This window comes from Streptosporangium sp. NPDC004631 (assembly GCF_053601935.1).
Genome location: NZ_JBSGCR010000032.1, coordinates 25,593 through 47,811, shown reverse-complemented (window position 1 = coordinate 47,811; position 22,219 = coordinate 25,593). Strand labels below are relative to the sequence as shown.

21 protein-coding genes are annotated in these 22,219 nt (G+C 70.2%); 5 read left to right on the top strand and 16 right to left on the bottom strand.

The genetic code is table 11. The features are described 5' to 3' along the window. Window positions 1-8 precede the first annotated feature (8 nt). Both ACWEF2_RS26055 and ACWEF2_RS26050 read right to left on the bottom strand, forming a co-directional pair. Window positions 9-1,985 carry a glycosyltransferase family 2 protein gene (locus tag ACWEF2_RS26055; protein WP_453818961.1) on the bottom strand — a complete coding sequence of 659 codons (1,977 nt, stop codon included), beginning with the start codon at window positions 1,983-1,985 and terminating at the stop codon, window positions 9-11. A gap of 60 nt (window positions 1,986-2,045) precedes the next feature. After that, window positions 2,046-2,765, bottom strand: a complete 720-nt coding sequence (locus tag ACWEF2_RS26050; RefSeq protein ID WP_355595206.1) for an aggregation-promoting factor C-terminal-like domain-containing protein — start codon at window positions 2,763-2,765, stop codon at window positions 2,046-2,048. 326 nt (window positions 2,766-3,091) lie between these two features. Here ACWEF2_RS26050 and ACWEF2_RS26045 point away from each other — a divergent pair, with 326 nt between their 5' ends. From ACWEF2_RS26045 to ACWEF2_RS26035, 3 genes are read left to right on the top strand one after another with little or no spacing between them, the layout of a single operon-like run. Then, window positions 3,092-3,766 carry a response regulator transcription factor gene (locus tag ACWEF2_RS26045; RefSeq protein ID WP_355595208.1) on the top strand — a complete coding sequence of 225 codons (675 nt, stop codon included), beginning with the start codon at window positions 3,092-3,094 and terminating at the stop codon, window positions 3,764-3,766. Continuing rightward, complete coding sequence (locus ACWEF2_RS26040; protein ID WP_453818960.1) at window positions 3,763-5,169, top strand: ATP-binding protein; 1,407 nt, start codon at window positions 3,763-3,765, stop codon at window positions 5,167-5,169. Before ACWEF2_RS26045 ends, ACWEF2_RS26040 begins: the two co-directional genes overlap by 4 nt. Further along, complete coding sequence (locus ACWEF2_RS26035; protein WP_453818959.1) at window positions 5,166-5,723, top strand: hypothetical protein; 558 nt, start codon at window positions 5,166-5,168, stop codon at window positions 5,721-5,723. The genes ACWEF2_RS26040 and ACWEF2_RS26035 overlap by 4 nt, the downstream gene beginning before the upstream one ends. A 3-nt stretch (window positions 5,724-5,726) precedes the next feature. On the opposite strand, the gene ACWEF2_RS26030 is transcribed toward ACWEF2_RS26035, so the two are convergent. From ACWEF2_RS26030 to ACWEF2_RS25980, 11 genes are all read right to left on the bottom strand, one after another. Then, window positions 5,727-7,052: a PhoH family protein gene (locus tag ACWEF2_RS26030; RefSeq protein WP_453818958.1), complete on the bottom strand. Its 1,326-nt coding sequence runs from the start codon at window positions 7,050-7,052 to the stop codon at window positions 5,727-5,729. 243 nt (window positions 7,053-7,295) lie between these two features. Further along, window positions 7,296-8,063, bottom strand: coding sequence for an isoprenyl transferase (locus tag ACWEF2_RS26025; protein WP_453818957.1), 768 nt, complete (start codon window positions 8,061-8,063; stop codon window positions 7,296-7,298). Between the two features lie 48 nt (window positions 8,064-8,111). Further along, window positions 8,112-8,621, bottom strand: a complete 510-nt coding sequence (locus ACWEF2_RS26020; RefSeq protein WP_453818956.1) for a hypothetical protein — start codon at window positions 8,619-8,621, stop codon at window positions 8,112-8,114. A gap of 88 nt (window positions 8,622-8,709) precedes the next feature. Then, a complete protein-coding gene (locus ACWEF2_RS26015) occupies window positions 8,710-9,330 on the bottom strand; it encodes a hypothetical protein (protein WP_453818955.1) in 621 nt (206 codons plus the stop codon). After that, on the bottom strand, window positions 9,323-10,201 hold the full coding sequence (locus ACWEF2_RS26010; protein WP_453818954.1) for a DUF692 domain-containing protein: 879 nt from the start codon (window positions 10,199-10,201) through the stop codon (window positions 9,323-9,325). The genes ACWEF2_RS26015 and ACWEF2_RS26010 overlap by 8 nt, the downstream gene beginning before the upstream one ends. Then, a complete protein-coding gene (locus ACWEF2_RS26005; RefSeq protein ID WP_453818953.1) occupies window positions 10,191-11,201 on the bottom strand; it encodes a TIGR04222 domain-containing membrane protein in 1,011 nt (336 codons plus the stop codon). The genes ACWEF2_RS26010 and ACWEF2_RS26005 overlap by 11 nt, the downstream gene beginning before the upstream one ends. A 141-nt stretch (window positions 11,202-11,342) precedes the next feature. After that, window positions 11,343-13,142, bottom strand: coding sequence for a phosphoenolpyruvate carboxykinase (GTP) (locus ACWEF2_RS26000; RefSeq protein WP_453818952.1), 1,800 nt, complete (start codon window positions 13,140-13,142; stop codon window positions 11,343-11,345). Between the two features lie 290 nt (window positions 13,143-13,432). Next, a complete protein-coding gene (locus tag ACWEF2_RS25995) occupies window positions 13,433-13,960 on the bottom strand; it encodes a hypothetical protein (protein ID WP_453818951.1) in 528 nt (175 codons plus the stop codon). A gap of 298 nt (window positions 13,961-14,258) precedes the next feature. Beyond that, a complete protein-coding gene (locus ACWEF2_RS25990) occupies window positions 14,259-15,602 on the bottom strand; it encodes a C40 family peptidase (RefSeq protein ID WP_453818950.1) in 1,344 nt (447 codons plus the stop codon). Between the two features lie 126 nt (window positions 15,603-15,728). Then, window positions 15,729-16,229: a transcription elongation factor GreA gene (greA, locus tag ACWEF2_RS25985; RefSeq protein ID WP_355595232.1), complete on the bottom strand. Its 501-nt coding sequence runs from the start codon at window positions 16,227-16,229 to the stop codon at window positions 15,729-15,731. Between the two features lie 112 nt (window positions 16,230-16,341). Then, window positions 16,342-16,770, bottom strand: a complete 429-nt coding sequence (locus tag ACWEF2_RS25980) for a DUF4307 domain-containing protein (protein ID WP_355595234.1) — start codon at window positions 16,768-16,770, stop codon at window positions 16,342-16,344. Window positions 16,771-16,997: 227 nt separating this feature from the next. Here ACWEF2_RS25980 and mca point away from each other — a divergent pair, with 227 nt between their 5' ends. Both mca and ACWEF2_RS25970 read left to right on the top strand, forming a co-directional pair. Continuing rightward, on the top strand, window positions 16,998-17,882 hold the full coding sequence (mca, locus tag ACWEF2_RS25975) for a mycothiol conjugate amidase Mca (RefSeq protein WP_453818949.1): 885 nt from the start codon (window positions 16,998-17,000) through the stop codon (window positions 17,880-17,882). 149 nt (window positions 17,883-18,031) lie between these two features. Next, entirely contained in the window at window positions 18,032-18,211 is a 180-nt protein-coding gene (locus ACWEF2_RS25970) for a hypothetical protein (protein ID WP_453818948.1), read from the top strand. Between the two features lie 26 nt (window positions 18,212-18,237). Here ACWEF2_RS25970 and ACWEF2_RS25965 read toward each other — a convergent pair whose 3' ends face one another. From ACWEF2_RS25965 to ACWEF2_RS25955, 3 genes are all read right to left on the bottom strand, one after another. Next, window positions 18,238-19,407, bottom strand: a complete 1,170-nt coding sequence (locus ACWEF2_RS25965) for a hypothetical protein (RefSeq protein WP_453818947.1) — start codon at window positions 19,405-19,407, stop codon at window positions 18,238-18,240. A gap of 121 nt (window positions 19,408-19,528) precedes the next feature. Next, on the bottom strand, window positions 19,529-20,344 hold the full coding sequence (locus ACWEF2_RS25960) for an SAM-dependent methyltransferase (RefSeq protein WP_453818946.1): 816 nt from the start codon (window positions 20,342-20,344) through the stop codon (window positions 19,529-19,531). Window positions 20,345-20,839: 495 nt separating this feature from the next. Next, window positions 20,840-22,072 (bottom strand): helix-turn-helix domain-containing protein, encoded by a 1,233-nt coding sequence (locus ACWEF2_RS25955; RefSeq protein ID WP_453818945.1) that lies wholly within the window; start codon window positions 22,070-22,072, stop codon window positions 20,840-20,842. Window positions 22,073-22,219: the final 147 nt, after the last annotated feature.

The following is a 22,219-nucleotide window of genomic DNA, read 5'->3' as shown; positions in this document are numbered from 1 at the left end:
GGAGGGGGTCAGCTCGGCAGGTAGCGCCGCCGCACGGTCCGGGTGACCCGGACCATGTTCCGCATCCAGGGGATCCGCAGCGCGACGCGCTTCAGCACGGGGTAGCGGGGCGCGGGCCGCAGGGCGGCGCCGGCCGCGCGGATCTCCACCCGGCCGCCGGGGCCGACCACGACCTTGAAGCGGAGCCCGGCCTCCCGGTTGTCCACCCGCAGGAACGGCCTCCAGTCGCCGGGGGCGAGGAAGCCCTCGCGGTAGATCCGCCGGGTCGGGAACTTGGCGATCAGCCGTCCGGCGTGCTGTCCGGGCACCCCGGGCTCGATCAGCGCGGGCGCGCAGATCTCGTGCTCTCCCCGCGCGGCCCGGCGCAGGACCAGCTCGGCGGGCGGGCCGCCGCTGGGCGGCACGTACGGCACGGGCACCACGACGAAGACGTGGTCGGGCTGCGGGGTGACCGTCGCCCCCGGGGAGACCAGGACGATCGACTCGGTGAACGAGCGGGGTTCCACGCAGACGCCCAGCTCGCCCCGGTCGGACCACCACGGGACGATCAGCCGCTGGGAGTAGTTGGCCAGCGTCCCCGTGCAGTTCAGCGGGGATCCGGTCACCCGGGCCCTGGCCTGGTGGCCTCCGCAGTACATCCGCACGTGGATCTCCCACAGCCCGGCGGGCAGGGGGTGGCCCAGGGCCGCGGTGGCCGCGTCGAGCCGGGCGGCGCCGGTGACCTGGAGCCTGATCCCGTTCCGGTACCGGCTGCGCGTCATCGAGCAGGTCACCGGGAGAAAGTAGATGAGCCCGGTCTCCTCGTGCCTGGCGTAGACCTCGAAGCGGGCGCGGGCCGCGGCGTGGGTGACGTCGATCTGCTCGGGGGAGAGGGTGAGCCCGTCGAGGGGGATCGGCGGCTCCCACATCAGGCCGTCCTCGCCGTGCGGGACGAAGCGCACCGGCTCGCCTCCGGCCCGCACGATCTCCACACCGAGCCCCATGACGAACGCGCCGTCCTCCCAGAGCACCTCCCTGAGGTCGGCCTGGAGCCGGGTGCCGCGCATGACCTGGGCCAGTACGAGAAGCTGGTCGAGCCGGCCGGCGCGGAGCAGCGCCGCGCGGGCGCGCAGGTGCACGGGCAGGTAGTGGTCGAGCCCGGGGGGAAATCGCTGGACGACCAGTTCCCGCAGGGTGGTGAAGGTGGCGGCGCGGTCCTTCGAGGAGAGCACGAACGCGCCTCCGGTGAGCCGGCGCAGCACCGCGGTGCGGAAGAAGTGCGCGTACATCCGGTCGCGCCGGCCCCCCTTGGGGACCTCGTAGTCGATGACGTCGAGGAGTTCGCGTAACTCGGCCCCGTGCACGTAGGGGTCGCCCGGCGGCTCCGGCCGCCCCCCGAGGTGGCAGCAGACCTCGTCGGCGAGGACGGCGACGACCTTGGCCCGCAGGTAGGCCCGTACCGCGAAGGTCTGCTCGGCCAGGATCCCGCCGGGGTCGGCGAAGGCCAGCGCCTCGCGGTCCAGGAACGCCCTGCGGTAGAGCTTGTGCGGTGTCAGCAGGGTGAGCAGCCGGTCCTCAAGGAGGTCGGCGCGTTCCCGGTTGCGGTCGAAGGCCTTGGAGGGGGGCGACTGGCCGTCGACCAGCCGCCCGATGAGGATGTCCGCGTCGGCCTCCACCGCGCGGGCGTACATCCGCTCCAGGGCGACCCGCTCCAGCCGGTCGGCCTGGTCGAGCAGATACACGTACTCGCCCCTGGCGACCGCCATGGCGACGTTGCGGCCCCGCATCGGCGAACCGGTCCGCCCCAGGTGGAGAACGCGCACGTTCGACCGGACCGCGGCGACGGCGTCGAGGCGCTGCCGGATCCCGTCGTCCGACCCGTCGTCGGCGAAGACGATCTCGTACTCCTCCGGGTCCATCGACTGTTCCAGCACCGAACGGATACACGCGTCGGCGGTATCACCGGGGTTGTACACCGGCACTACGACGCTGACCTTCACATCCATACGGCCAAGCGTGCGATGCCCGCGCGCCGGAGACGGTCAGACTTGCCGACTCCTGGTGTCTCAGTACCAGCCCTTGGCCTGGGAATGGCCCCAAGCACCACAAGGCGTGCCGTAACGGCCCTTGATGTAGCCGAGTCCCCATTCGATCTGGGTTGCCGCATTGGTCTGCCAGTCGCTGCCGGCGCTGGCCATCTTGTGGCCGGGGAGCGACTGGGGGATGCCGTAGGCGCCGCTGTAGCGGTTCATCGCCCGCTCGTTCCAGCCGCTCTCCTTCATCCAGAGCCTCTCCAGGCAGCTCCACTGGTCGCCCCAGCCACGCGCCTCAAGCATCTGCTTGCCCAGCGCCCTGTTGCCCGTGGGGTTGGCGCTTCCCGGTGGAAGCGCCTTGGGGTTGAAGCCGCCTCCGCCGGGCGCCTCCTTGGGGATCTCGATCGGGTCCAGCGGGTCGCGGTCGTCGCGCCGGGCCTTCAGCCGGTCGGCCTTGAACGCCTGGGCGGCCTGGGCCTTCAGCACGTCGCTGCCGGGGTCGGGCGCGAACGGGTCGCCGCCGCCGAACATCCTGGCCATGTCGTCCAGGGCCAGCGGGGACTGAGGCGGGGCCGAGGCGTTCTGGATCGCGGTGTAGGCGGTGAAACCTCCGCCGCCCACCACGACGATGGCCACCACGCCGAGGATCACGACGCGTTTGGGGGTCAGCCGTCCCGGCGTCCTGGCCTCGCCCGGGGCCTTGTCCGACTGCCGGGCCGTACGGCGGGGGCGGGGAGCTGGGCGCTCCTTCACATGCGGCGGTCCTGAGCTCACGACCTATGAGCTTGCCGTGCGCAGGGGGGTGGTCCGCAACCCGAACGGGAGAGTTGGTCGATGTCCCACAGGGCTTCCATCGGGCTCCCCGCAGCTTACTGCCTGGTTAAATGCTCTTTCCTGCCATTGAGTGGACTAATGTGATTTTGGTCACATTTTTGACCGAGGCGACTCGTCCCACGTGCCCCTGTGCCGTGGGAGGTGTCCGTCTCAGCCTGGCAGGGCATCGTCCGGATCTCGCCTGCCCCAGGTCACAGTTTCGTGACGTGGCGGGGGCTATCGGACATTGCAAGAATAATGACCGGGTGGCCGGCATCCTGCTTGTTGAAGACGACCCCTCGGTCCGGATAGGGCTTGAGCTGGCACTGAGCCGCCAAGGCCACTCCGTGACCTCCTACGGCACCGGCGAGGAGGCGCTCGACCACATCCGGACGCGCCGCCCCGAGATCGCCATCCTGGACGTCATGCTGCCCGGCATCGACGGGGTCGAGGTGTGCCGGCGCATCCGGAAGCTGGACCAGCTCCCGGTGATCCTGCTCACCGCCCGGGGAGACGACCTCGACGTGGTCGTGGGCCTGGAGGCGGGGGCCGACGACTACGTGATCAAACCGGTCGAGCCCCGGGTGCTGGACGCCCGGATCCGCGCGGTCCTGCGCCGGGCCGAGTCGGCCGTCTCCGACCGCATCACCTTCGGTGACCTGGTCGTCGACCGGGGGGCACTGAAGGTCTCACTGGCCGGCAGGGAGGTCCACCTGACCCCCACGGAACTGCGCCTCCTGCTCGAACTGATCCGCCACCCCGACCAGGTGCTCAACCGCAGATACCTGTTGCGGGCCGTGTGGGACCACACCCACGTCGCCGACTCCCGGCTGGTCGACGCCTGCGTCCAGCGGGTCCGCGCAAAGATCGAGTCAGTGCCCGCCGAGCCCGAGTTCATCCACACGGTCCGCGGATTCGGCTACCGGTTCAGCCCGCCGTGAGGCGGATCCACACCGGGCTGCGCGCGCGTCTGGTCATCACCTTCACCCTGATCGCCGTCGCGGCCTCCTCGCTGGTCGCGGTGATCGGCTACGAACTCGTCAAGAGCCGTCTGATCGAGCGCACCGAGCAGGTGGCGGTCCACGACGTGCGCGACACCCTGGAGGGGATCCGGGTGCCCATCGGCGCGGTCTGGCCGGGAAACAGCCCGCCGACCGACGCCGAGATCAACGTGCTGCAGAAGAGCCTGCGCACGCCGAACGGCGGGGTGGTGGTCCGCTACGAGGACTACCTCTACCCCGACGGCGACTTCAGCATGGGCGACGTCCCCGTCGACCTCGCCGCCGGGTCCTCCACGAGGATGGTGGTCAAGCGCCAGCGGCTCAACGGGCGGATGTGGCTGATCATCGCCACCCCGGTGTGGCGGATCGAGCCCATCCACACGGCCCAGCCCACCGGGATGAACGTCTTCGTGTTCGTCCCCCTCTCCGAGGAGGAGCAGCTCCTGACCGACCTGCGGCAGCCGCTGGCCACGGCGGGGGTCATCATGCTGTTCATCGCGCTCGCCGTGGCCCTGGTGTCGGCCCGGCGTGTGCTGCTGCCGGTCCGGCAGCTCGGCTCGGCGGCCCGAGCGCTCGGCGCCGGCCACCTGGACACCCGCCTGCCGGTGCGGGGCCAGGACGAGCTGGCCGAGCTCACCGCGACGTTCAACGACACGGCCGCGGCCCTGGAGCGGAGCGTGTCCGAGCTGCGCTCGCTGGAGGCGATGTCCCGGCGGTTCGTGGCGGACGTCTCCCACGAGCTGAGGACCCCGCTGACCGCGATGACCGCGGTGACCGACATGCTCTACGAGGAGGCCGAGCGGCTGCCCAGCGAACCGGCCGCCGCCGTACGGCTGGTGCTCAAGGAGATCAAGCGGCTGCGTACCCTGGTGGAGCAGCTCATCGAGGCGAGCCGGTTCGACTCGGGCACGGCCACGCTCCATCTGGACACCGTGAACGTCGCCGACGCGGTCTGCGACTGCCTGGAGGTGCGAGGCTGGTTGGAGCAGGTGAGGGTGAACGTGCCGCAGGGACTCGCCTTCCCCCTGGACCCCCGGCGGTTCGACGTGATCCTGGCGAACCTGGTGGGCAACGCCCTCCGTCACGGCGAGCCACCCGTCGTGGTGACCGCCCGCAGCACCCCGAACGGGCTGGAGGTGAAGGTGCGCGACCACGGGAAGGGCATCCCGCCGTCCGATCTGCCCCACGTGTTCAACCGTTTCTACAAGGCCGGGGCGCGGGGCGACGGCAGCGGCCTCGGCCTGTCCATCGCCCGGGCCAACGCGCACCTGCACGGCGGCACGATCTCGGTGCGCCCGCAGCAGCCGGGCACGCTCTTCACGGTCTGGCTGCCCCCGGCATGAGACGGCTGGCGTGCCTGCTGACGGCCGTGCTGACGGCCGTGCCGGTGATCGGCGGATGCGGGATCGAGCCGACCGGGGTGCGGGACCTGGGCGGCCCCCCGGTGATCAGCTACAGCCCCACGTGGGTCACGGTCTATCTGCTCCGCGACGGCCGGCTGGAGCCGGCCAGGATCCCGGTGGGCTCCGACTCGGCCAAGAACATCGTCGACACCCTGTTCCGGGCCGGCAAGCAGCCGCCGAAGCCGGGCCTGACCAGCGCGCTCAACGACTTCAGCCACCACGACACCGAGACCACCAGATATTACGACGAGGCCCAGCGCAACGACCCCGCGGGCAATCTGGGCTACCGGCTGAGCGTGATCATCTCGGGTGAGGGCGAGATCTCCAGGGAGGGCCTCGCCCAGATCACCTGCACCATCCGGCAGAACAAGCAGGAGAGCATCTGGAGCATCGAGGTCACCCGGCTGTTCCCCGGCCCGCCGAAAACGTGGGGGGAGCACACCTGCTTCGAGTTCCGCAACCTCGCGGCCGAAGGAGTGCGGCTCCCCCCGTGACGACTAGAGCGTGATGTCCTCCAGCATCTCGGTGACGAGCGCGGCGATCGGCGAGCGCTCCGAGCGGGTCAGCGTGACGTGCGCGAACAGCGGATGGCCCTTGAGCTTCTCCACCACCGCGACCACGCCGTCGTGCCTGCCCACCCGCAGGTTGTCGCGCTGCGCGATGTCGTGGGTGAGCACGACCCGGGAGTTGGCGCCGATCCGGCTCAGCACCGTGAGCAGCACCCCGCGCTCCAGCGACTGCGCCTCGTCCACGATCACGAAGGCGTCGTGCAGGGAGCGGCCACGGATGTGGGTGAGCGGGAGCACCTCAAGCATCCCCCGGTCCATGACCTCCTCGATCACCTCGGGCGTGGTGACCGCGCCCAGGGTGTCGTAGACGGCCTGCGCCCACGGGCTCATCTTCTCGTTCTCGGAACCGGGCAGGTAGCCCAGGTCCTGGCCGCCCACGGCGTACAGCGGGCGGAAGACGATGACCTTGCGGTGCTGGCGGCGCTCCAGGACCGCCTCAAGGCCCGCGCACAGGGCCAGCGCGGACTTGCCGGTGCCCGCCCGTCCGCCCATCGAGACGATGCCCACGTCGGGGTCCATCAGGAGGTCGAGCGCGATGCGCTGCTCGGCCGAGCGGCCGTGCAGACCGAAGATCTCCCGGTCGCCGCGGACCAGCCGCACCGACTTGTCGGGCAGCACCCGGCCCAGCGCCGACCCCCGGCTGGACAGCAGTCTCAGCCCGGTGTGGGTGGGCAGGTCACGGGCCTCGGCCAGGTCGGCGGTGCCGTGCTCGAAGAGCGCCTCGACATCCTCCGTGGTCACCTGGAGTTCGGCCATGCCCGTCCAGCCCGACTCCACGGGGGCCAGCTCGGCGAGGTACTCCTCGGCGGCGAGGCCGATCGAGGCGGCCTTGACCCGCATCGGCAGGTCCTTGGACACCAGCACCACGTCGTGTCCCTCCGCGGCGAGGGTGCGTGCCACGGTCAGGATGCGGGTGTCATTGTCCCCGAGCCGGAAGCCGACGGGCAGGATCGACGGGTCGCTGTGGTTGAGCTCGATCCGGATGGTGCCCTCGCCGATCGGCATGGGCTCGTCCAGCCGTCCGTGTGTCACCCGCAGGTCGTCGAGGGACCTCAGCGCCTTGCGCGCGAAGTATCCGAGCTCTGGATGATGGCGTTTGCCCTCCAACTCGGTGATGACGACGATTGGGAGGACGACCTCGTGCTCGGCGAAGCGGCTCATCGCCGCTGGATCCGCCAGCAGTACCGAGGTGTCCAGGACGTACGTACGCCGGCCGGTGGCCGGCGACGTGGGTGAGGACGAAGGGTTTGCCACGCGTTCTCCCCCGGGCGCCTTAGGAGGCACCCTGCCATGAGCTGGGATGCGGACCGGACCCGGGCCCACACTCGCGACTCACCGAGGAGGCACCGGGAACCGGCCCTCCTTGGCAGGTCGTGACGCAAAGGTGGGCCCTCTCCGGAGTAGGCGGACTGCACCCGCCTACTTGTTACGGTACGTCCTGAATACCCGTCTTCCAACAGGACAAGCCTGGCCGGAAGAGGGCGTTTCTGGAGCGTTTCAGTTGCCGTACCGTCGATGCCGCGCGGCGTACGAGCGGAGGGCCCGCAAGAAGTCGACCCTGCGGAAGTCAGGCCAGTAGGCCTCGCAGAAGTAGAACTCGGAGTGGGCGCTCTGCCAGAGCAGGAAGCCGGAGAGCCGCTGCTCTCCCGAGGTCCGGATGACCAGATCCGGGTCGGGCTGACCGCGCGTGTAGAGATGCTCCGCGATGTGCTCCACATCGAGGACCTCGACCAGGTCTTCGATGCTCGCGCCCTTGCTGGCGTGCTCCTGGAGAAGGGAGCGCACCGCATCAGCGATCTCACGCCTTCCTCCATACCCAACGGCAACGTTCACAATCAAACCCGGACGGTGTGATGTTGCTTCTTTTGCGTCTTTCAGGACACGGGCCGTGTGATCGGGCAGGAGATCAAGAGCTCCCATGGGTTTGATATGCCATCCGTCGGCCACGAGCTCCTGGACCACATCCTCGATGATCTTCATCAGGAGATCCAGCTCGTCCTTGGACCTGTTGATGTTGTCACTGGACAGTAACCACACGGTGACGACCTCGACACCGGCCTCCCGGCACCAGCCGAGGAGGTCGGAGATCTTGTCGGCGCCCTTACGGTGTCCCCGGCTGACGTCGTCGAGGCCCATTGAACGCGCCCAGCGCCGGTTCCCGTCCACGATGACGCCGACATGCCGGGGGACCATCTCGCGCCGGCGGGACAGCTTCGTCTCCAGCCGCCGTTCGTACAGCCGATAGACGAGATCACGCACGCCCATTGGAGCCCTCCCCTCAACGCCCGCCGTCCGAAGGGCGCTGACAGGCAATTATCGTCGCCCCGGGGACCTCTCCGCCCCCTCTATCGGGGTTCTGGGTAAGTTGCCGGACTTCTGTGCCCCCAGGCACTCTTCGGCCTCCATGACGAGCGCGTCCACGAATGTTCCCAGCTCAGCCGAGGTGAGCACCGCGCGCATGCCCACGCCTCCCCCGCCCCACGCCTCCAGGAACGCCCGCCTGGCCAGCCGCCACTCCCCCGCCGGCCCCCGCAGCCCGGGGATCCAGAGCGGGATGGTGCGGAGCTGACACCGCAACTCGCCCCCGCTGACGATCCCCCTCCTCGTCCGGTAGCGGAAGGCGAACAGCTCCTCGTCCTCGGGAAAACGGTCGTCGGGGTCGGGCCACTGCTCCTGCTCACCGGCGCGGGCCTCGGCGACCCCCCTGGCCAGCCGGGCCAGCAACCAGCCGCACCGCTCCCCCACGGTCCCGTACAGCGCGCCGTCCCGGTGGAGTTCAAGCGTGATCTCGTACGGCGAGCCGACGCTGTCCCGGCACGCCACCGGCGTAACGGTCAGATACGACCCATCCAGACAACGCAATCCTCCCACTTCAGAGAGGGTATCCCCGGCACAGCCCGTCAAAACGTGCTTAACCCCAGGGAGGGGCCCCACCCCGGAACCGGAACCGGAACCACCGGTGGAACCACCGGCCAGACCGGACACGCGGCTCCGGCACGAGTTCGGGATCGGGACCACGTTCGGCTCCGGATCCAGGACTGGGGCTGGGTCCGGGACTGTGGCTGTGGCTGGGTCCGGGACTGTCCGGCGCCCGTCCCGTCGCCCTGAGCTCTTCGGCGAAGTCACGGACGTCGGCGTGGGAGCCACCGGGCGGGCGCGGACGGCCCCGCGCGTAGGCGTCGAACTCCGCCGCGAAGTCCCCGCCGAGCAGCGTGACCAGGTCGGGCCTGAGCCTGGCCACCGCCCCCCTCCGTTTGGCGATCAGGCCGGCCGTCTGGATGCGCAACCGTTCCGCGTCGAACCCCGGAGGAGCCTCACCCCCGGCCACCAGGGCGGTCAGCAGCTCCGCCTGCGCCCTGGCCAGCGCGGCCCGCGCGTCGTCCACGGAGCCGGCGGCGCCGTCCGCGACACCGGGAACACCGGAACCCTCGGTTCCGCCGGACACGCCGGCATCGGAGACATCGGTTCCACCGGGCACGCGGGCATCGGAGGCATCGAAGGCACGGCCGGAGCCCTCGGCGCGGTCAGGCATGGGACAGCGCCTCCCTGATCCGGCCGAGTTCCGCCGCCAGCACGGTGTCGCCGGGATAGTCGCCGTCCCATTCGAGCAGCACACCGGGCGGATCGACCCGGGCGCGGAGCGCGGACAGGATGTCCAGCACCGCGTCGGGGACGCGGGCTGTGTGGGTGTCGTGCCAGAGGCCACGGCGGAGGTGGCCCCCCGCCACGTGCACGTAGGCGAGCCGCGAGAGCGGCAGGCCGTCCAGCGCGGCGACGGCCGACAGCCCCAGGTTGACCTGGTTGGTGTAGAGGTTGGCGACGTCGATCAGCAGCCGGACCCCGGTGGCCTCGACCAGCTCACCGAGGAACCGCGCCTCGGTCATCTCGTCCTCCGGCCAGCCGAACAGGGCCGCCACGTTCTCCAGGGCGAGCGGGACGTCGAGCGCCCCCTGGGCCCGCCGCACGTTCTCCGTGACGACCGCGAGCGCCGCCCTGGTGCGCGGGACCGGGAGCAGGTGACCGGAGTCCAGGCCGCCCGCGCGCACGAAGGCGAGGTGCTCGCTGACCAGCGGCGCGTCCAGGGCTCGGGCACAGGCCGCCAGATGCGCCAGCCGGGCCGCGTCCGGCGGCTCGGCGCCGCCCACCCCCAGGCCGACGCCGTGCGGGATCACCGGTACCCCTCGGGCGCGGAGCACCCGCAGCGACTCGGGCAGCCGGTCGGGGCGTATGTTCTCCGCGATCACCTCGACGAAGTCCACACCGGGCAGGCGTTCCACGGTCAGGTCGATCTCCGGCCGCCAGCCGATGCCGACCCCCGGCGACCGGCCCCCGGCGCCGAGACCGGCCTCGGTCCCGATCCCGGTGCCAGTCCCGATCCCGGGGCGGGTCGGCTCAACCGCCACCGCAACCACCACCGCAACCGCCCCCGCAACCCGATCCGCCCCCGCAGCTCGACCCGCCGCCCGAGTCCCCGCCCGAGTCACCCCCGCCCCAGCCGCCGCCGGAGTCCCCACCGAAGTCGCCGCCGTAGAAGACGCCGTCGGACGAACCGGTGGAGCCGCCACAGGCACCCCCGGCACAGCCGGAGCCGCCGGCGGCCCCCTGGCTCTGGGCCTGGCGGTTCAGCTCCTCCTCCAGGACCGGATCCCCCAGCTCGCTCAGGCCGTACAGGGCGACCGGGATGCCGACCGCGAGGACCAGGCCGGCCTCCGCGGGGTGGACGCCGCGCAGGTGGATGCCCCTGACGGACGTCAACGCCTCGTGTCCGGCCCTGGTCACCACTCCCCGCAGGGCCCGCTTCCGGCCGAGGTAGGTGATCAGGCCGCCGATCGACGCGACCCCCGCGACCAGCACGGCGGCCCAGCGAGCCGTCCCCCAGGAGCCTCCGGCGAGGACGGCGCCGAGTTCGAAGACGACGGTGAGGAGCGTGACGACCAGCAGCCGGTTGTGCAGCCTCCGCGCCTCGGTGAACGCGCCGTCGGGGAGCAGCAGGCCCATTCCCAGCAGGCGGTGGCGCAGGCCGCTCATGGCCCGGCCGTCGGCCACCGTACGGCGGACCGCCTCCACCTGGCAGGAGCCGCCCCGCGAACCGAGCGCGTCCAGGACCGCCTGCTCGATCGGCTCGGAGGACTGCGGTGCCCCGCTCACCAGGCTGGTCCAGCCGCCCCGCGCCAGCCGGACGGATCCGGCCCTGACCAGCAGGGCGAGCGCGGTGTTGATCACCCGGCGCGGTCCGCCGGACAGGTAGGCGAGCTCATAGGTGCCGAGCCCGCCACCCTGATGGCCGGTTTGACCGCCGGCGCCCGCCGAGTGGACCCTGCGGTACTCGGAACCGAGTGCGACGGCGGCGGCTCCGACGGCCGCGGCGAAGACGACGGCGACAACGAGCAGTAGGAGTTCCATGTCCGCCTCCGGGGGAAAGGCGGGGCGCACCGCCCCGTGACCGTTAGACGTCCGGGGCGGCGCGGAAGTTGCCAGGTCCGCCCCGGACGGCCGCCCGCGAGGGATTCACTCCTCGCGGGGCACGTCCGGGGACCGGAGCCCTCAGCCCAGGCGCTCGACCAGAGCCTTGTACTCGTCCCAGAGCTCCTGGGGGAAGTGGTCGCCGAAGGTCTCGAAGAAGGCCGGGATCATCGACGCCTCCTGCCGCCAGATCTCCTCGTCCACGGTGAGCAGGGTCCGCAGGTCCTCGGCGGAGATGTCGAGGCCCTCGGTGTCCAGCTCGGCGGGGAGCAGGCCGATCGGCGTGCGAACCGCCTCCGCCTCACCGTTGAGGCGCTCGACGACCCACTTCAGGACGCGGCTGTTCTCCCCGAAGCCGGGCCAGATGAACTTTCCGGCCTCGTTCTTGCGGAACCAGTTCACGTAGTAGATGCGCGGCAGCCGGACGTTCTCCCGCTTGCCGATGCCGACCCAGTGGGCGAAGTAGTCGCCCATGTTGTAACCGCAGAACGGCAGCATCGCGAACGGGTCGCGGCGCAGCTCGCCGACCTTGCCCTCGGCCGCCGCGGTCTTCTCCGAGGCGATGTTGGCCCCGACGAAGACCCCGTGGTCCCAGCTCAGCGACTCCGTCACCAGGGGGACGGCGGTGGCGCGGCGACCACCGAACAGGATCGCCGAGATCGGCACACCCTTGGGGTCCTGCCACTCGGGGGCGATCGTCGGGCACTGCCCGGCGGGCACCGTGAAGCGGGCGTTGGGGTGCGCGGCGGGCTCGTCACAGTCCGGGGTCCAGTCGCGGCCCTTCCAGTCGGTCAGGTGCGCCGGGGGCTCGTCGGTGAGCCCCTCCCACCACACGTCGCCGTCGTCGGTGAGGGCGACGTTGGTGAAGACGCTGTTGCCCCAGAGGGACTTGATGGCGTTGGCGTTGGTGGACACGCCGGTGCCGGGCGCCACGCCGAAGAAGCCGGCCTCGGGGTTGATGGCGTACAGGCGGCCGTCGTCGCCGAAGCGCATCCAGGCGATGTCGTCACCGACCGTCTCGACCTTCCAGCCCGGGATGGTGGGCTGGAGCATGGCCAGGTTGGTCTTGCCGCACGCGCTGGGGAAGGCCGCCGCGACGTAGCGGGTCTCCCCGGACGGCGGGGTGAGTTTGAGGATGAGCATGTGCTCGGCCAGCCAGCCCTCGTCCCGGGCCATCGTGCTGGCGATGCGCAGCGCGTAGCACTTCTTGCCGAGCAGCGCGTTGCCGCCGTAGCCGGATCCGTAGGACCAGATCTCCCGGCTCTCGGGGAAGTGGCTGATGTACTTGGTGGAGCTGCACGGCCACGGCACGTCGGCCTGGCCGGGCTCCAGCGGGGCACCGACCGAGTGGACGGCCTTCACATAGCCGCCGCGCTCCTCGATGAGACGGAGGGCGCGCTCACCCATCCGCGTCATGACGCGCATCGACACGACCACGTAGGGCGAGTCGGTGATCTCCACACCGAGCTGGGAGATGTCGCCACCCAGCGGCCCCATGCAGAACGGCACGACGTACATCGTGCGTCCGCGCATGCAGCCCTTGAAGAGCTCCCCGAAGGTCTCGCGCATCTCGGCGGGAGCGATCCAGTTGTTGGTCGGGCCGGCGTCCTCCTCGCGCTCGGAACAGATGTAGGTCCGATCCTCGACCCGGGCGACGTCGGTCGGGTCCGAGGCTGCGTAGAAGCTGTTCTGCCGCTTGGCAAGACGCTTGAACGTTCCCTGCTCGACCAGCAGGTTCGTCAGGCGCGTCCACTCGATCTCCGAGCCGTCACACCATTCGATCCGGTCGGGCTGGGTCAGCTCGGCGATCTCCTTGACCCATGCGGCCAGCTCCTTGTGGGTGGTGGGGCTGGGGGCGGTTACGTCCTCGATAACGGACACTGCTACGGCTCCTTACACTTCTCAGGGCCAGGACATCATTTACGACAAAACCGCCCTGGATCCAATTGGCGTAGACCAGTGCACTGACGCGGCCTGCCTGGCCGTGCCGTGGCCTCGCCCCGGTCAAAGGGCGCCTGAGCCGGCAGCGGCCACAGCGTTCCGGGGGGACGTACCCAAAAGAGGTAAGGCTAAAAGAAGCAGCTCCGGCAGTGGTACAGACCAATAACAGAGGTCTAAACCAATCTCCGGACAGGTTCAGACCAATTTTCGGTCGTTTCCCCCGGCCCGGCTCACGAACTGACGTCCGGCCCCGAGGCTCGCACCCGATCGACATGCTGAAGCGCGTCCCGCAAATCGGCCAGCCAGGTGTCGGTGTGCGTGCCCACCAGGCGCACGCACCAGGCGAGCGCGTCACTGCGGCTGCGGGCCACCCCGGCCGCCACCAGGGTGTCCAGGACCCGCCGCTCCGACTGGCGGAGCCGGGTCATGACCGGTACTGACAGTGTGGTGAACATCACCGTCCGACCACCGACGACTACCCCCCAGGAGACCTTTCTGCGGAAGCGGTGCTCGGCCTCCCGCGCGATCTCGACACGCCGCTCCCGGGTCTCCTCCCTGAACCGCTGCACACCGCCCTCGACGGCGGCGGCCCGCTCCAGCTCCGAGACGTCCTCGGCGAGCGCGGGCCCCCCGAGCGGACCGACGACCGTGATCTCCTCCCGATCCAGCACGATCTCCGGCCGGCCTTCGAACCACCCCTCGGGCAACCGTCCGGAGAACCAGCCTCGCAGCTTCTCCACCGTTTCATCGCTTTCCATGTAATCGAGATTACATGCCCTCATTCCGTAAGGCCATCACCCCGTCCTGACGGTCCCGGCCATGGACGGGGTGCTCGCCGTACTCCCCGAGGACCGGACCGGCGCCGACACCCCGCAGGCGCTCCACCAGGACGGCGGTGGACGACTACGCCCCCCTGCCGATGGCCGTGCTGACCACGTAGCCGGATCCGCGAACCCGCGCGACGGCCCGCGGGCCGGTGGGCGGACCCGCACGGCGACCTGCCGGCGGCAACCCCGCAGGCCGCTCAGGGGACCCGCGCGACGGCCCGCCGGCCGATCAGCGGACCCGGGCGGCGACCTGCGGGCTGACCCGCACCGCACCGGCGAAGTTGCGGGTGCCGATCGGGACGATCTTCACCACGTCCCCCGTCCTGGGGGCGTGCAGCATCTTGCCGTCACCCCAGTAGATCGCCACATGCGAGACGTAGCCGGGGTTGGTGGGGTCGTGCCGCCAGAACAGCAGATCACCCGGCTGCGCCTGGGAGAGCGGGATCTGCGGGCCGGAGACGAACTGCTGGTGCGTCACCCGGGGCACCTGTACGCCCGCCTGGGCGTAGGCCCACTGGACCAGACCCGAGCAGTCGAAGAAGTCGGGCCCCTCGGCGCCCCACACGTAGGGACGGCCGAGCTTGCCGACCGCCGCGGTGAGGGCGGCCCTGATCTGGGGCACGGTCATGAAGGCGCCCGCCGGCCAGGCCGTGCGCCGGGGCGCGGCCGGCACCGGGTTGACGGTCACGACCTGGCTGCCCCGGGGAAGGACACGCAGGAGCGTTCGGCGGAGCCTGGCCGAGTCGGTGCGCGGCGCGCTCACGACGAGGGCGTTGTCCTGGGGGATGCCCAGGGCGCGCGCGGTCGGGCGCGAGACGACGGCGTCGATGGCGCCCATGCCCATCGTCGCGTAGGCGCCCACCCGCAGGGACAGACTCCCCGTGGTGACGGTCTTGCCCAGCGACATGCCGCCGTCGTTGCCGAGCACGAAGGAGACGGCGATCTCGCCGGCGGCGACGTCGCGCCAGAGCCGGTCCGAGCGCGCGGTGGGCCGGGGGGTGAAGGCACGGAACGTCGAGGGGTCGACCCCCAGCGTCTGCACCCGCTTGCCGTCCAGGACCACCTCGGCGGCGTCGGCGCGCTCCACCGCCCGCACCCCGGCCACCTGGGCGACCCGGGCCACCACGGCCGAGCTCAGCTGCCTGTCCGCCACGACGAACAGGTGAGGCTTGCGGATCGAGGTCAGCGGGGCCACCGGCGCCGGTGAGGCCGCCCGGGCCGTTGGGACGGCTGTCGGCTCGACCGCGGCCACCCTGCCCTGAAGGTGCCCCTGGAGGGGGTTCCCCGGGGGCGGTTCGGCGGCGGACGTGCGCGGGACGACCGTCTCGGAGGACCCGCCGGGCAGCTGGGCGACGACCACCGCCCCGGCGGCCAGCAGGGAGACGGCGACGATCGCGACGACGGGGACGGCCGGCCTGCGCGTGCGCGCGGGATGACCGTACGGGGCGCGGGGGCGGTGGGAGAGGTCTTGGCGGACCTCACGGATCAACCGGAGGAGGCGCGTCCGCCCGTCGACCACCACGTCCCCCTTCCAGCCGCTCGAACCCGGTCCTCCGAGGGTGCCGTACAGCACGCGGCGATGTCCGCAAACTCCTCAAAACGCCCCAAAACCCAAACCGGCCTCAGAGTGGATGACGGGCTCCGGAACATGACGATCCGCCGGGACACCGTCCCGGCGGATCAGCCAGCTCAGACGAGGTCAATTGCCGATGTATGGAACGGCCTCAAGGATCTCGACCGTGTTGGAGCGGCCGTTCGGCATCGTGTAGGTGGCCTTCTCGCCGATCTTCTTACCGTTGATCGCCGCACCGAGCGGCGACCTGGGCGAGTAGACGTCGATCGGGGAGCCACTCTCCTCGCGGGATGCCAGCAGGAACGCGACCTCTTCGTCGTCGCCCTCGAAGCGGACGGTGACGGTCATGCCGGGCCCGACCACGCCTTCGGTGCGGGGGGGTTCACCGACCTTGGCGGTGTCGATGATCTGGCGGAGGTGGAAGATGCGGGCCTCCATCTTGCCCTGCTCGTCCTTGGCGGCGTGGTAGCCGCCGTTCTCCTTCAGGTCGCCCTCTTCGCGAGCGGCCTCGATCTTCTTCGCGATATCGACGCGCCCGGGCCCCGAGAGGTACTCAAACTCCGCCTTCAGGCGGTCGTACGCCTCCTGAGTTAGCCAGGTGACGCTCTCGTTGTGGGAGTCGGCCACGGATTCTCCTTGCTTCCTCTGTGGGGCTTGGTACTTGGCAGCGTTGGTAGCGGACGTGCGAATTTCGACAGGCTAACAAGTTAACCGCTCGAACGCTTCCCCAAATGTCTCACTATACGAGATAGCAGTAGTGGACGTCGCCCGAAGTGGCCTGCGCACTGGTCTCTAGCCGTTCGGTAAGGCGGACATATCCCTCACCAGCCGGAATACCGACCTCCCGGCTTCCGACCTCCGCGTGGCCGACATCCATGGCCCGGAGCCGGCAGACGGCCTCGCGGTCCGACGGCTTGACCACTTCGAAGGTGATCCGAATAGAATCGCCGCGGCTGGCGTCAAAAGCGATGACCTGGTCGATCACCTGGGTGTTCCCCTTGGACGCCCACATCACGTAGCCCCACCCTCCCGCGCACACCGCGCAGAGGATCGCGATCACGACGTGCACGACGAACCGCCCCCTGCGCTCCGGACGGTCGGGGAAGTCGCCCGGGGTACCGAGCACGGGACCGGTCTGCCGGCCCCCCTCGGCCTCGCTGGTGGCCATGACGGAATCTCCCTGCACTACCTCGGCGTTATCCGAGACAATTGTCTCTCGCGGGGGCCTTGCCCTCGTGGCCGCCCAAGAGAAACTAACCTCTCTTTAGAGTGACCCAGCCCAACCCGGGAGCGGTGCGGCACCGGCTGACGCGGATCGGACGGCACGGCGACGCCGGCCGTCCGCGACGCGAGCGGGGATCCGAGCGTGACCGACGAAGAGGAGACACCGAGCCCGTGAGTGCACCGCTGAGGTTGATGGCCGTTCACGCACACCCCGACGACGAGTCGAGCAAGGGCGCCGCGACCATGGCACGTTACGTGGCGGAAGGCGTGGACGTGCTCGTCTGTACCCTCACCGGAGGGGAGCGCGGTTCCGTCCTGAACCCCAAGATGGACCGGCCCGACATCCTGGAGAACATCGGAGAGGTCCGGCGCCTGGAGATGGAGCGGGCCCGCGAGATCCTCGGCGTGGCACAGCGTTTCATGGGGTTCACGGACTCCGGCCTCCCCGAGGACGAGAACGAACCGCTGCCCGACGGGTGCTTCGCCCTGCAGCCGCTCCAGGCCGCCTCCGCGCCGCTGGTCGCCGCCGTGCGCGAGTTCAGGCCGCACGTCATGCTCACCTACGACGACGACGGCGGCTACCCGCACCCCGACCACATCATGACCAACCGCGTCTCGGTGGAGGCGTTCGAGGCCGCCGGCGACCCCGACCGCTACCCCGAGGCCGGCGAGCCCTGGCAGCCGTTCAAGCTCTACTACCACATGAGCTTCTCCAGGGAGCGGTTCGAGGCGCTGCACGAGGCCATGAACGCCCGCGGCATAGGCTCCCCCTACGCCGACTGGATCTCCCGCTGGGAGGACCGCCCGCAGAAGTGGCCGGTGACCACCCGGGTCCCCTGCGGCGACTACTTCGAGATCCGCGACGAGGCGCTGATCGCGCACGCCACCCAGGTCGACCCCGACGGCTTCTGGTTCGTCTGCCCGCGCGACCTGCAGCGCGAGGTCTGGCCGACCGAGGACTACCATCTGGCCCGCTCGCTGGTGGACATCGAGCTGCCCGAGGACGACCTGTTCACCGGCATCCACGCCGACGAGGTGTCACGCGCCTGCCACTGAGGGACCGTGGGGGCCGCGGCGGCCCCGAGGGGTGAAAGGCGGTCACCCGTCCGCCGCCGGCCCGGCCGCGCGGCGACGGACGTGAGGGCGGGGAGTGTCACGCGCCTGCCGCCGACGGGAGCGCGGGGTGGCGGTGGCAGACTTGAGGGGTGATTGCCATCGATACCGCCCCCGTCGGCGACGTCAGTCCCGGCCTCCTGGGCTTCCTCGTCGTCGCGGCGCTGGGGCTGGCCCTCTACCTGCTCGTCAAGTCGATGAGGAAGCAGATCTCCAAGATCGAGGTCCCCTCCGAGGCCGAACTGCGCGAGAGGCACAAGAACGCCGGCTGACCCCGGGAGCCGGCACGGGCCGGCCCTCACGACCAGGCCCGCTCCAGCGCCTTGGGCAGGCCCCAGCGCCCCAGCGGGGTCAGCACCTCACTCTTGTCCACGATCCCCAGGCACGCCCAGAGCGGCGTGACCGAGCTGAAGAGCGTCTCGGCCGCGTCCAGGTCCTCCGGATCGTCCATCCGGACGTCGATGTCCTCCGACTCGGCGATGAACCTGGCGATCCGCTCGGGGGAGGCCAGCACCCCCGGCCCCCGCCTCGCCAAGGCGGCCACCACGGCGAGCCAGTCCGCGTGGTGGATCGCGCACAGCGCGGCCAGCACGGCGTCCTCGTGGCTCAGCTCGCCGTCCAGATCCCCGAACGTCTCCGGAGTCTCGTCGTCGTCCGGCAGGTCCGAGATCGGCCCGGCGATGCCCGCCGTGACGGTCAGCCAGAGCTCCTCGTCGTCGACCGGCAGCGGCTCCCCCTCGTATCCGGCGCACGCCCGCAGCACGTTGCCCGGGTAACCGGGGTCGGCCAGCACCTCGCGCAGCCGGGAGCACGCGGCCCGCAGGTCGGCGACGGGCCGGTCGGGGGCGGGCAGGCCCGCCAGGATGCGCCGCAGCTCGCTGAGCGCGAACGCCTCCTCCTCGTCCCAGGCCGCGAACAGCTCCTCGTCCTGCTCGTCGCTGACCGCGCTCCCCGGAACCCGCCCGTCGTCGGGCAGCGGGTTGTTGAGCCAGTGTTCCTGGAGGTCCTGGTAGGTCTCCCTGGCGGCCTCGTCCCCCAGCGCGAGCGCGTCCGGATCGACCTCCCCCGCGGCGACCCGTTCCTCCAGGAAGGCGACCAGCCTCCGGAACATCTCCTCGGCGATCGGCCCCCGCTCGTCCTCCTCGGGCCAGACGAAGAAGCCCCGGGTGAGCAGAAGGGGCTCGGTCCCGGTGGACTCCATCCACCGTTGCACGTCACCCACCGTCGCATGACCGGACTCGATCGCGCCGAGTGTCCTTTTGACGGACTCCCAGAACGGCGAGGAGAGCGGGTTACCCGCCGCCAACAGCGCCCGCCGCAGATCGGGGACGGCCACCAGCGCCACCCCCGACGGCACGGCGAGCAGCGCACGGGCGACATCACGCCGGGTCAGCTCGGTGGCCGCCCGCCCGGCATGCACACACACGAAGTCGAGATCCACGCCCAGTGAGCCTACGCCCGAAGCCACGGCAGCACACCTCCCGCCCCGTAAACATCCCCCTGCCCTCTCCGAAGCACGGCACTCGCCTCTCCGGAGCACGGCGCGAACCCCCGTCCCGCCGCCGACGGACACGGCCCGGACCTCCCCGTCACCTCTTGCGTCCCAGGCCGCAGAAGGCGTCCACCTCGGGGGGAACGCCGAAGGAGCCGCACTCCGGCCGCCACCGCGACACCGACACCACGCCCGGCTCCAGCAACTCCAGGCCGTCGAAGAAACGGGCGATCCGTTCGGGGGTGCGGACGGCGTACGGACTGCCGCCCCGCTCGGCATAGATCCGCATGGCCTCCCGCCGCGACGGACCGTGGACGACGTCGGTGCCGTCGTTGAGCGCCAGGTGACTGCCCGGGGGCAGCGCGTCCACCAATCGGCGCACGATCGAACACGCCTCGTCGTCGTCGGCGACGTTGCCCATGACGCCCAGCAGGATCAGCCCGACGGGCCGGGTGAGGTCCAACGTCCCGGCGGCCTCGGCCAGGATCGCGCCGGGGTCGTGCACATCGGCGTCGACGTAGGCGGTGGCGCCCTCCCCGCCGCCGACGAGCAACGCCTGAGCGTGGACCAGCACCAGGGGGTCGTTGTCGACGTAGACGACGCGGCACTCCGGCGCCACCCGCTGGGCGACCTCGTGGGTGTTGCCGTGGGTGGGCAGTCCGGTGCCGATGTCCAGGAACTGCCGGACACCGGCCTCCGCGGCCAGGTAGGAGACGACACGCCGCAGAAAGGCCCGGGAATGGCGGGCCACGTCGATGATGCCGGGAAACGCCTCGACGATCTCCTCGCCGACCTGCCTGTCGATCGGGTAGTGGTCCTTGCCGCCCACCCAGTAGTTCCAGATCCGGGCCTGGTGCGGCCGGGTGGCGTCGATCTTGGGCGTCGGCGGTGGGCCGGAGGGGGTGTCGGTCAAGACGGCTGCTCCACATTCGCTCGGCTCAAGCCCTGCAACCTAAAACGATCTCCACAGCCCAGCATCCCCCATCACCACTGATCCACAAGCGGATCACAGCGAGCTTTTCCAGCCTGCTTCGCGGTTCCGAAGGACAGAGGACCGCTCTGACGGGCCGACCTGTGTGAAGAGGGCAACGGCGCAGTGCCCGCAACCGATCACCGCGGCGTGAGCGGGAACCGTTCAGACGGCGGGTGAACGGCACGGCGCGCGAGGCCCAGAACCGGCCCCTGTCGCTAAGGATCACCCGCCATCCGGGGATCACCGACGTCGCGGACTCAGGCATTGCGGATCTACCATCGTGCATGGATCGCACCTCCTTTGCGATCAAGGCCCCGTCCTGGCGGTTGCATCGCCTTGGCGGGGCCGCCTTTTCCTAGAAGGCGACCGTAAAGAGCCCGACCATTCCGCGACAGGGACGGAACCCACTAGTCACGGCAGAGCAATGTGATGCGATTAATGGGATACCCCCACAAAATCGGCGAGAGCTACCACGCCACGCGGGCGCTTCACCCGGCCCATCAGTTCACGAATTACTGCCTTCGCCAGTCCCGCATGTCGGAGCCATTCAGGCGCAAAGCGACGAACCACGCGGAGAGTATCAACAGCCTCACTGTCACGGTAGGTAGCCACCTGAGCCTGTGCCACGTCCAGGAAGAACCATGCCTTCCACGAGTCGGGAACCTTGCCTGTCATGGGGACTCTCCTCGCCAAGTGGAGCGCGGTTCCCCATTCACCTGCGGCGCTTTCCAGCTGCACCGACTGAATAGCTACAGCGGTCGGCCCGAAAACGGTTATCCAGCGGTCCGTAGAGTCATCCCCGATGCGTAGAGATGCGGCACGGGCCACATTCAGCAGCTCCCGAGCCGTGTCGTACCGCCCGCGCCTGGCGGCCGCAGCGGCGGCCGACAGCAACAGACCGCCGTATGCCGCGATGTGGCTCCGCTCAGAGGTGCGGAACTTCGGTTCGATACTGTCGGCAACACTGACCGCCACCTGCTGGGAGTCCGCGAGCCGACCAGTCCGCATGAAGATCCACGCAATGCTGTTGGCGACCATCGCGGGCAACAGCGGATCGTCGGTGGCGCGCGCCGCCGTCTGCGATCGGTCGAGACTGAGCAGGGCGAGGTCTTCCATGCCGTTGCGGGCAAGTACGTGTGCGCCGAGCTGGTGAGCTTTGGCCAGCAGGGCGTACGCCTGAGCGGCGGCGCCGTTGGAATGCTCGTGGGTCGCGATACGCACCTCGGTGAGCAGTTGCGGGAAGGTCTGGCCGAGGGTCGCGAAGTCGGCACGGTGATAATCGGCCCAGGCACCTTCAACGGACCTACGGAGCGCTCCGACGTCGGGAGGGGTGTCCTCGCCCGAGTCGTCTACCGAGGGCGTGAAATCGCCAACAGGAATCAGCGCGCGACGAACGGCCAGAAGGTTGGGATCGTCGCGTTCCTCACGCTCCGGGACGCCAATGAGAAGCGCGGTGGTCTCCAGGTCAAGGGCATGGGCGAGTGCGTTGACGGTGGAGATGCGGGCTGACTGCCGTTGTCCTTGTTCGAGCTTGCGGATGGTGTCGACGTTAACCCCGGCCCGCTCGGCGAGGACTTCCTGACTGAGTCCGGCTCGCCGCCGGGCGACCTTGAGCCGCTCACCGATGGTCATATCTGGACGAAGGTCCATGGCGCTACCGTCATTCACAGGCCCAGCACCTTCCCTGAAGGCTTGACAGCCTCAGGTTACGGTGTGGGCCTGCTCTGCGCGATGGCCCGGAGCGCAATCCGACCGTGATCGCGCCCAGCCGGATACCGGCCTCCACCACCAGGCGGGGACGGTCACCATTTGAAG

What these genes read in the sequence shown, in the direction of transcription:
- ACWEF2_RS26005 (WP_453818953.1), bottom strand. Translation starts at nt 11,201, where the DNA reads ATGGAACTCCTACTGCTCGTTGTCGCCGTCGTCTTCGCCGCGGCCGTC.
- ACWEF2_RS26035 (WP_453818959.1), top strand. Translation starts at nt 5,166, where the DNA reads ATGAGACGGCTGGCGTGCCTGCTGACGGCCGTGCTGACGGCCGTGCCG.
- ACWEF2_RS26015 (WP_453818955.1), bottom strand. Translation starts at nt 9,330, where the DNA reads ATGCCTGACCGCGCCGAGGGCTCCGGCCGTGCCTTCGATGCCTCCGAT.
- ACWEF2_RS26025 (WP_453818957.1), bottom strand. Translation starts at nt 8,063, where the DNA reads ATGGGCGTGCGTGATCTCGTCTATCGGCTGTACGAACGGCGGCTGGAG.
- ACWEF2_RS25980 (WP_355595234.1), bottom strand. Translation starts at nt 16,770, where the DNA reads ATGGCCACCAGCGAGGCCGAGGGGGGCCGGCAGACCGGTCCCGTGCTC.
- ACWEF2_RS25995 (WP_453818951.1), bottom strand. Translation starts at nt 13,960, where the DNA reads ATGGAAAGCGATGAAACGGTGGAGAAGCTGCGAGGCTGGTTCTCCGGA.
- ACWEF2_RS26055 (WP_453818961.1), bottom strand. Translation starts at nt 1,985, where the DNA reads ATGGATGTGAAGGTCAGCGTCGTAGTGCCGGTGTACAACCCCGGTGAT.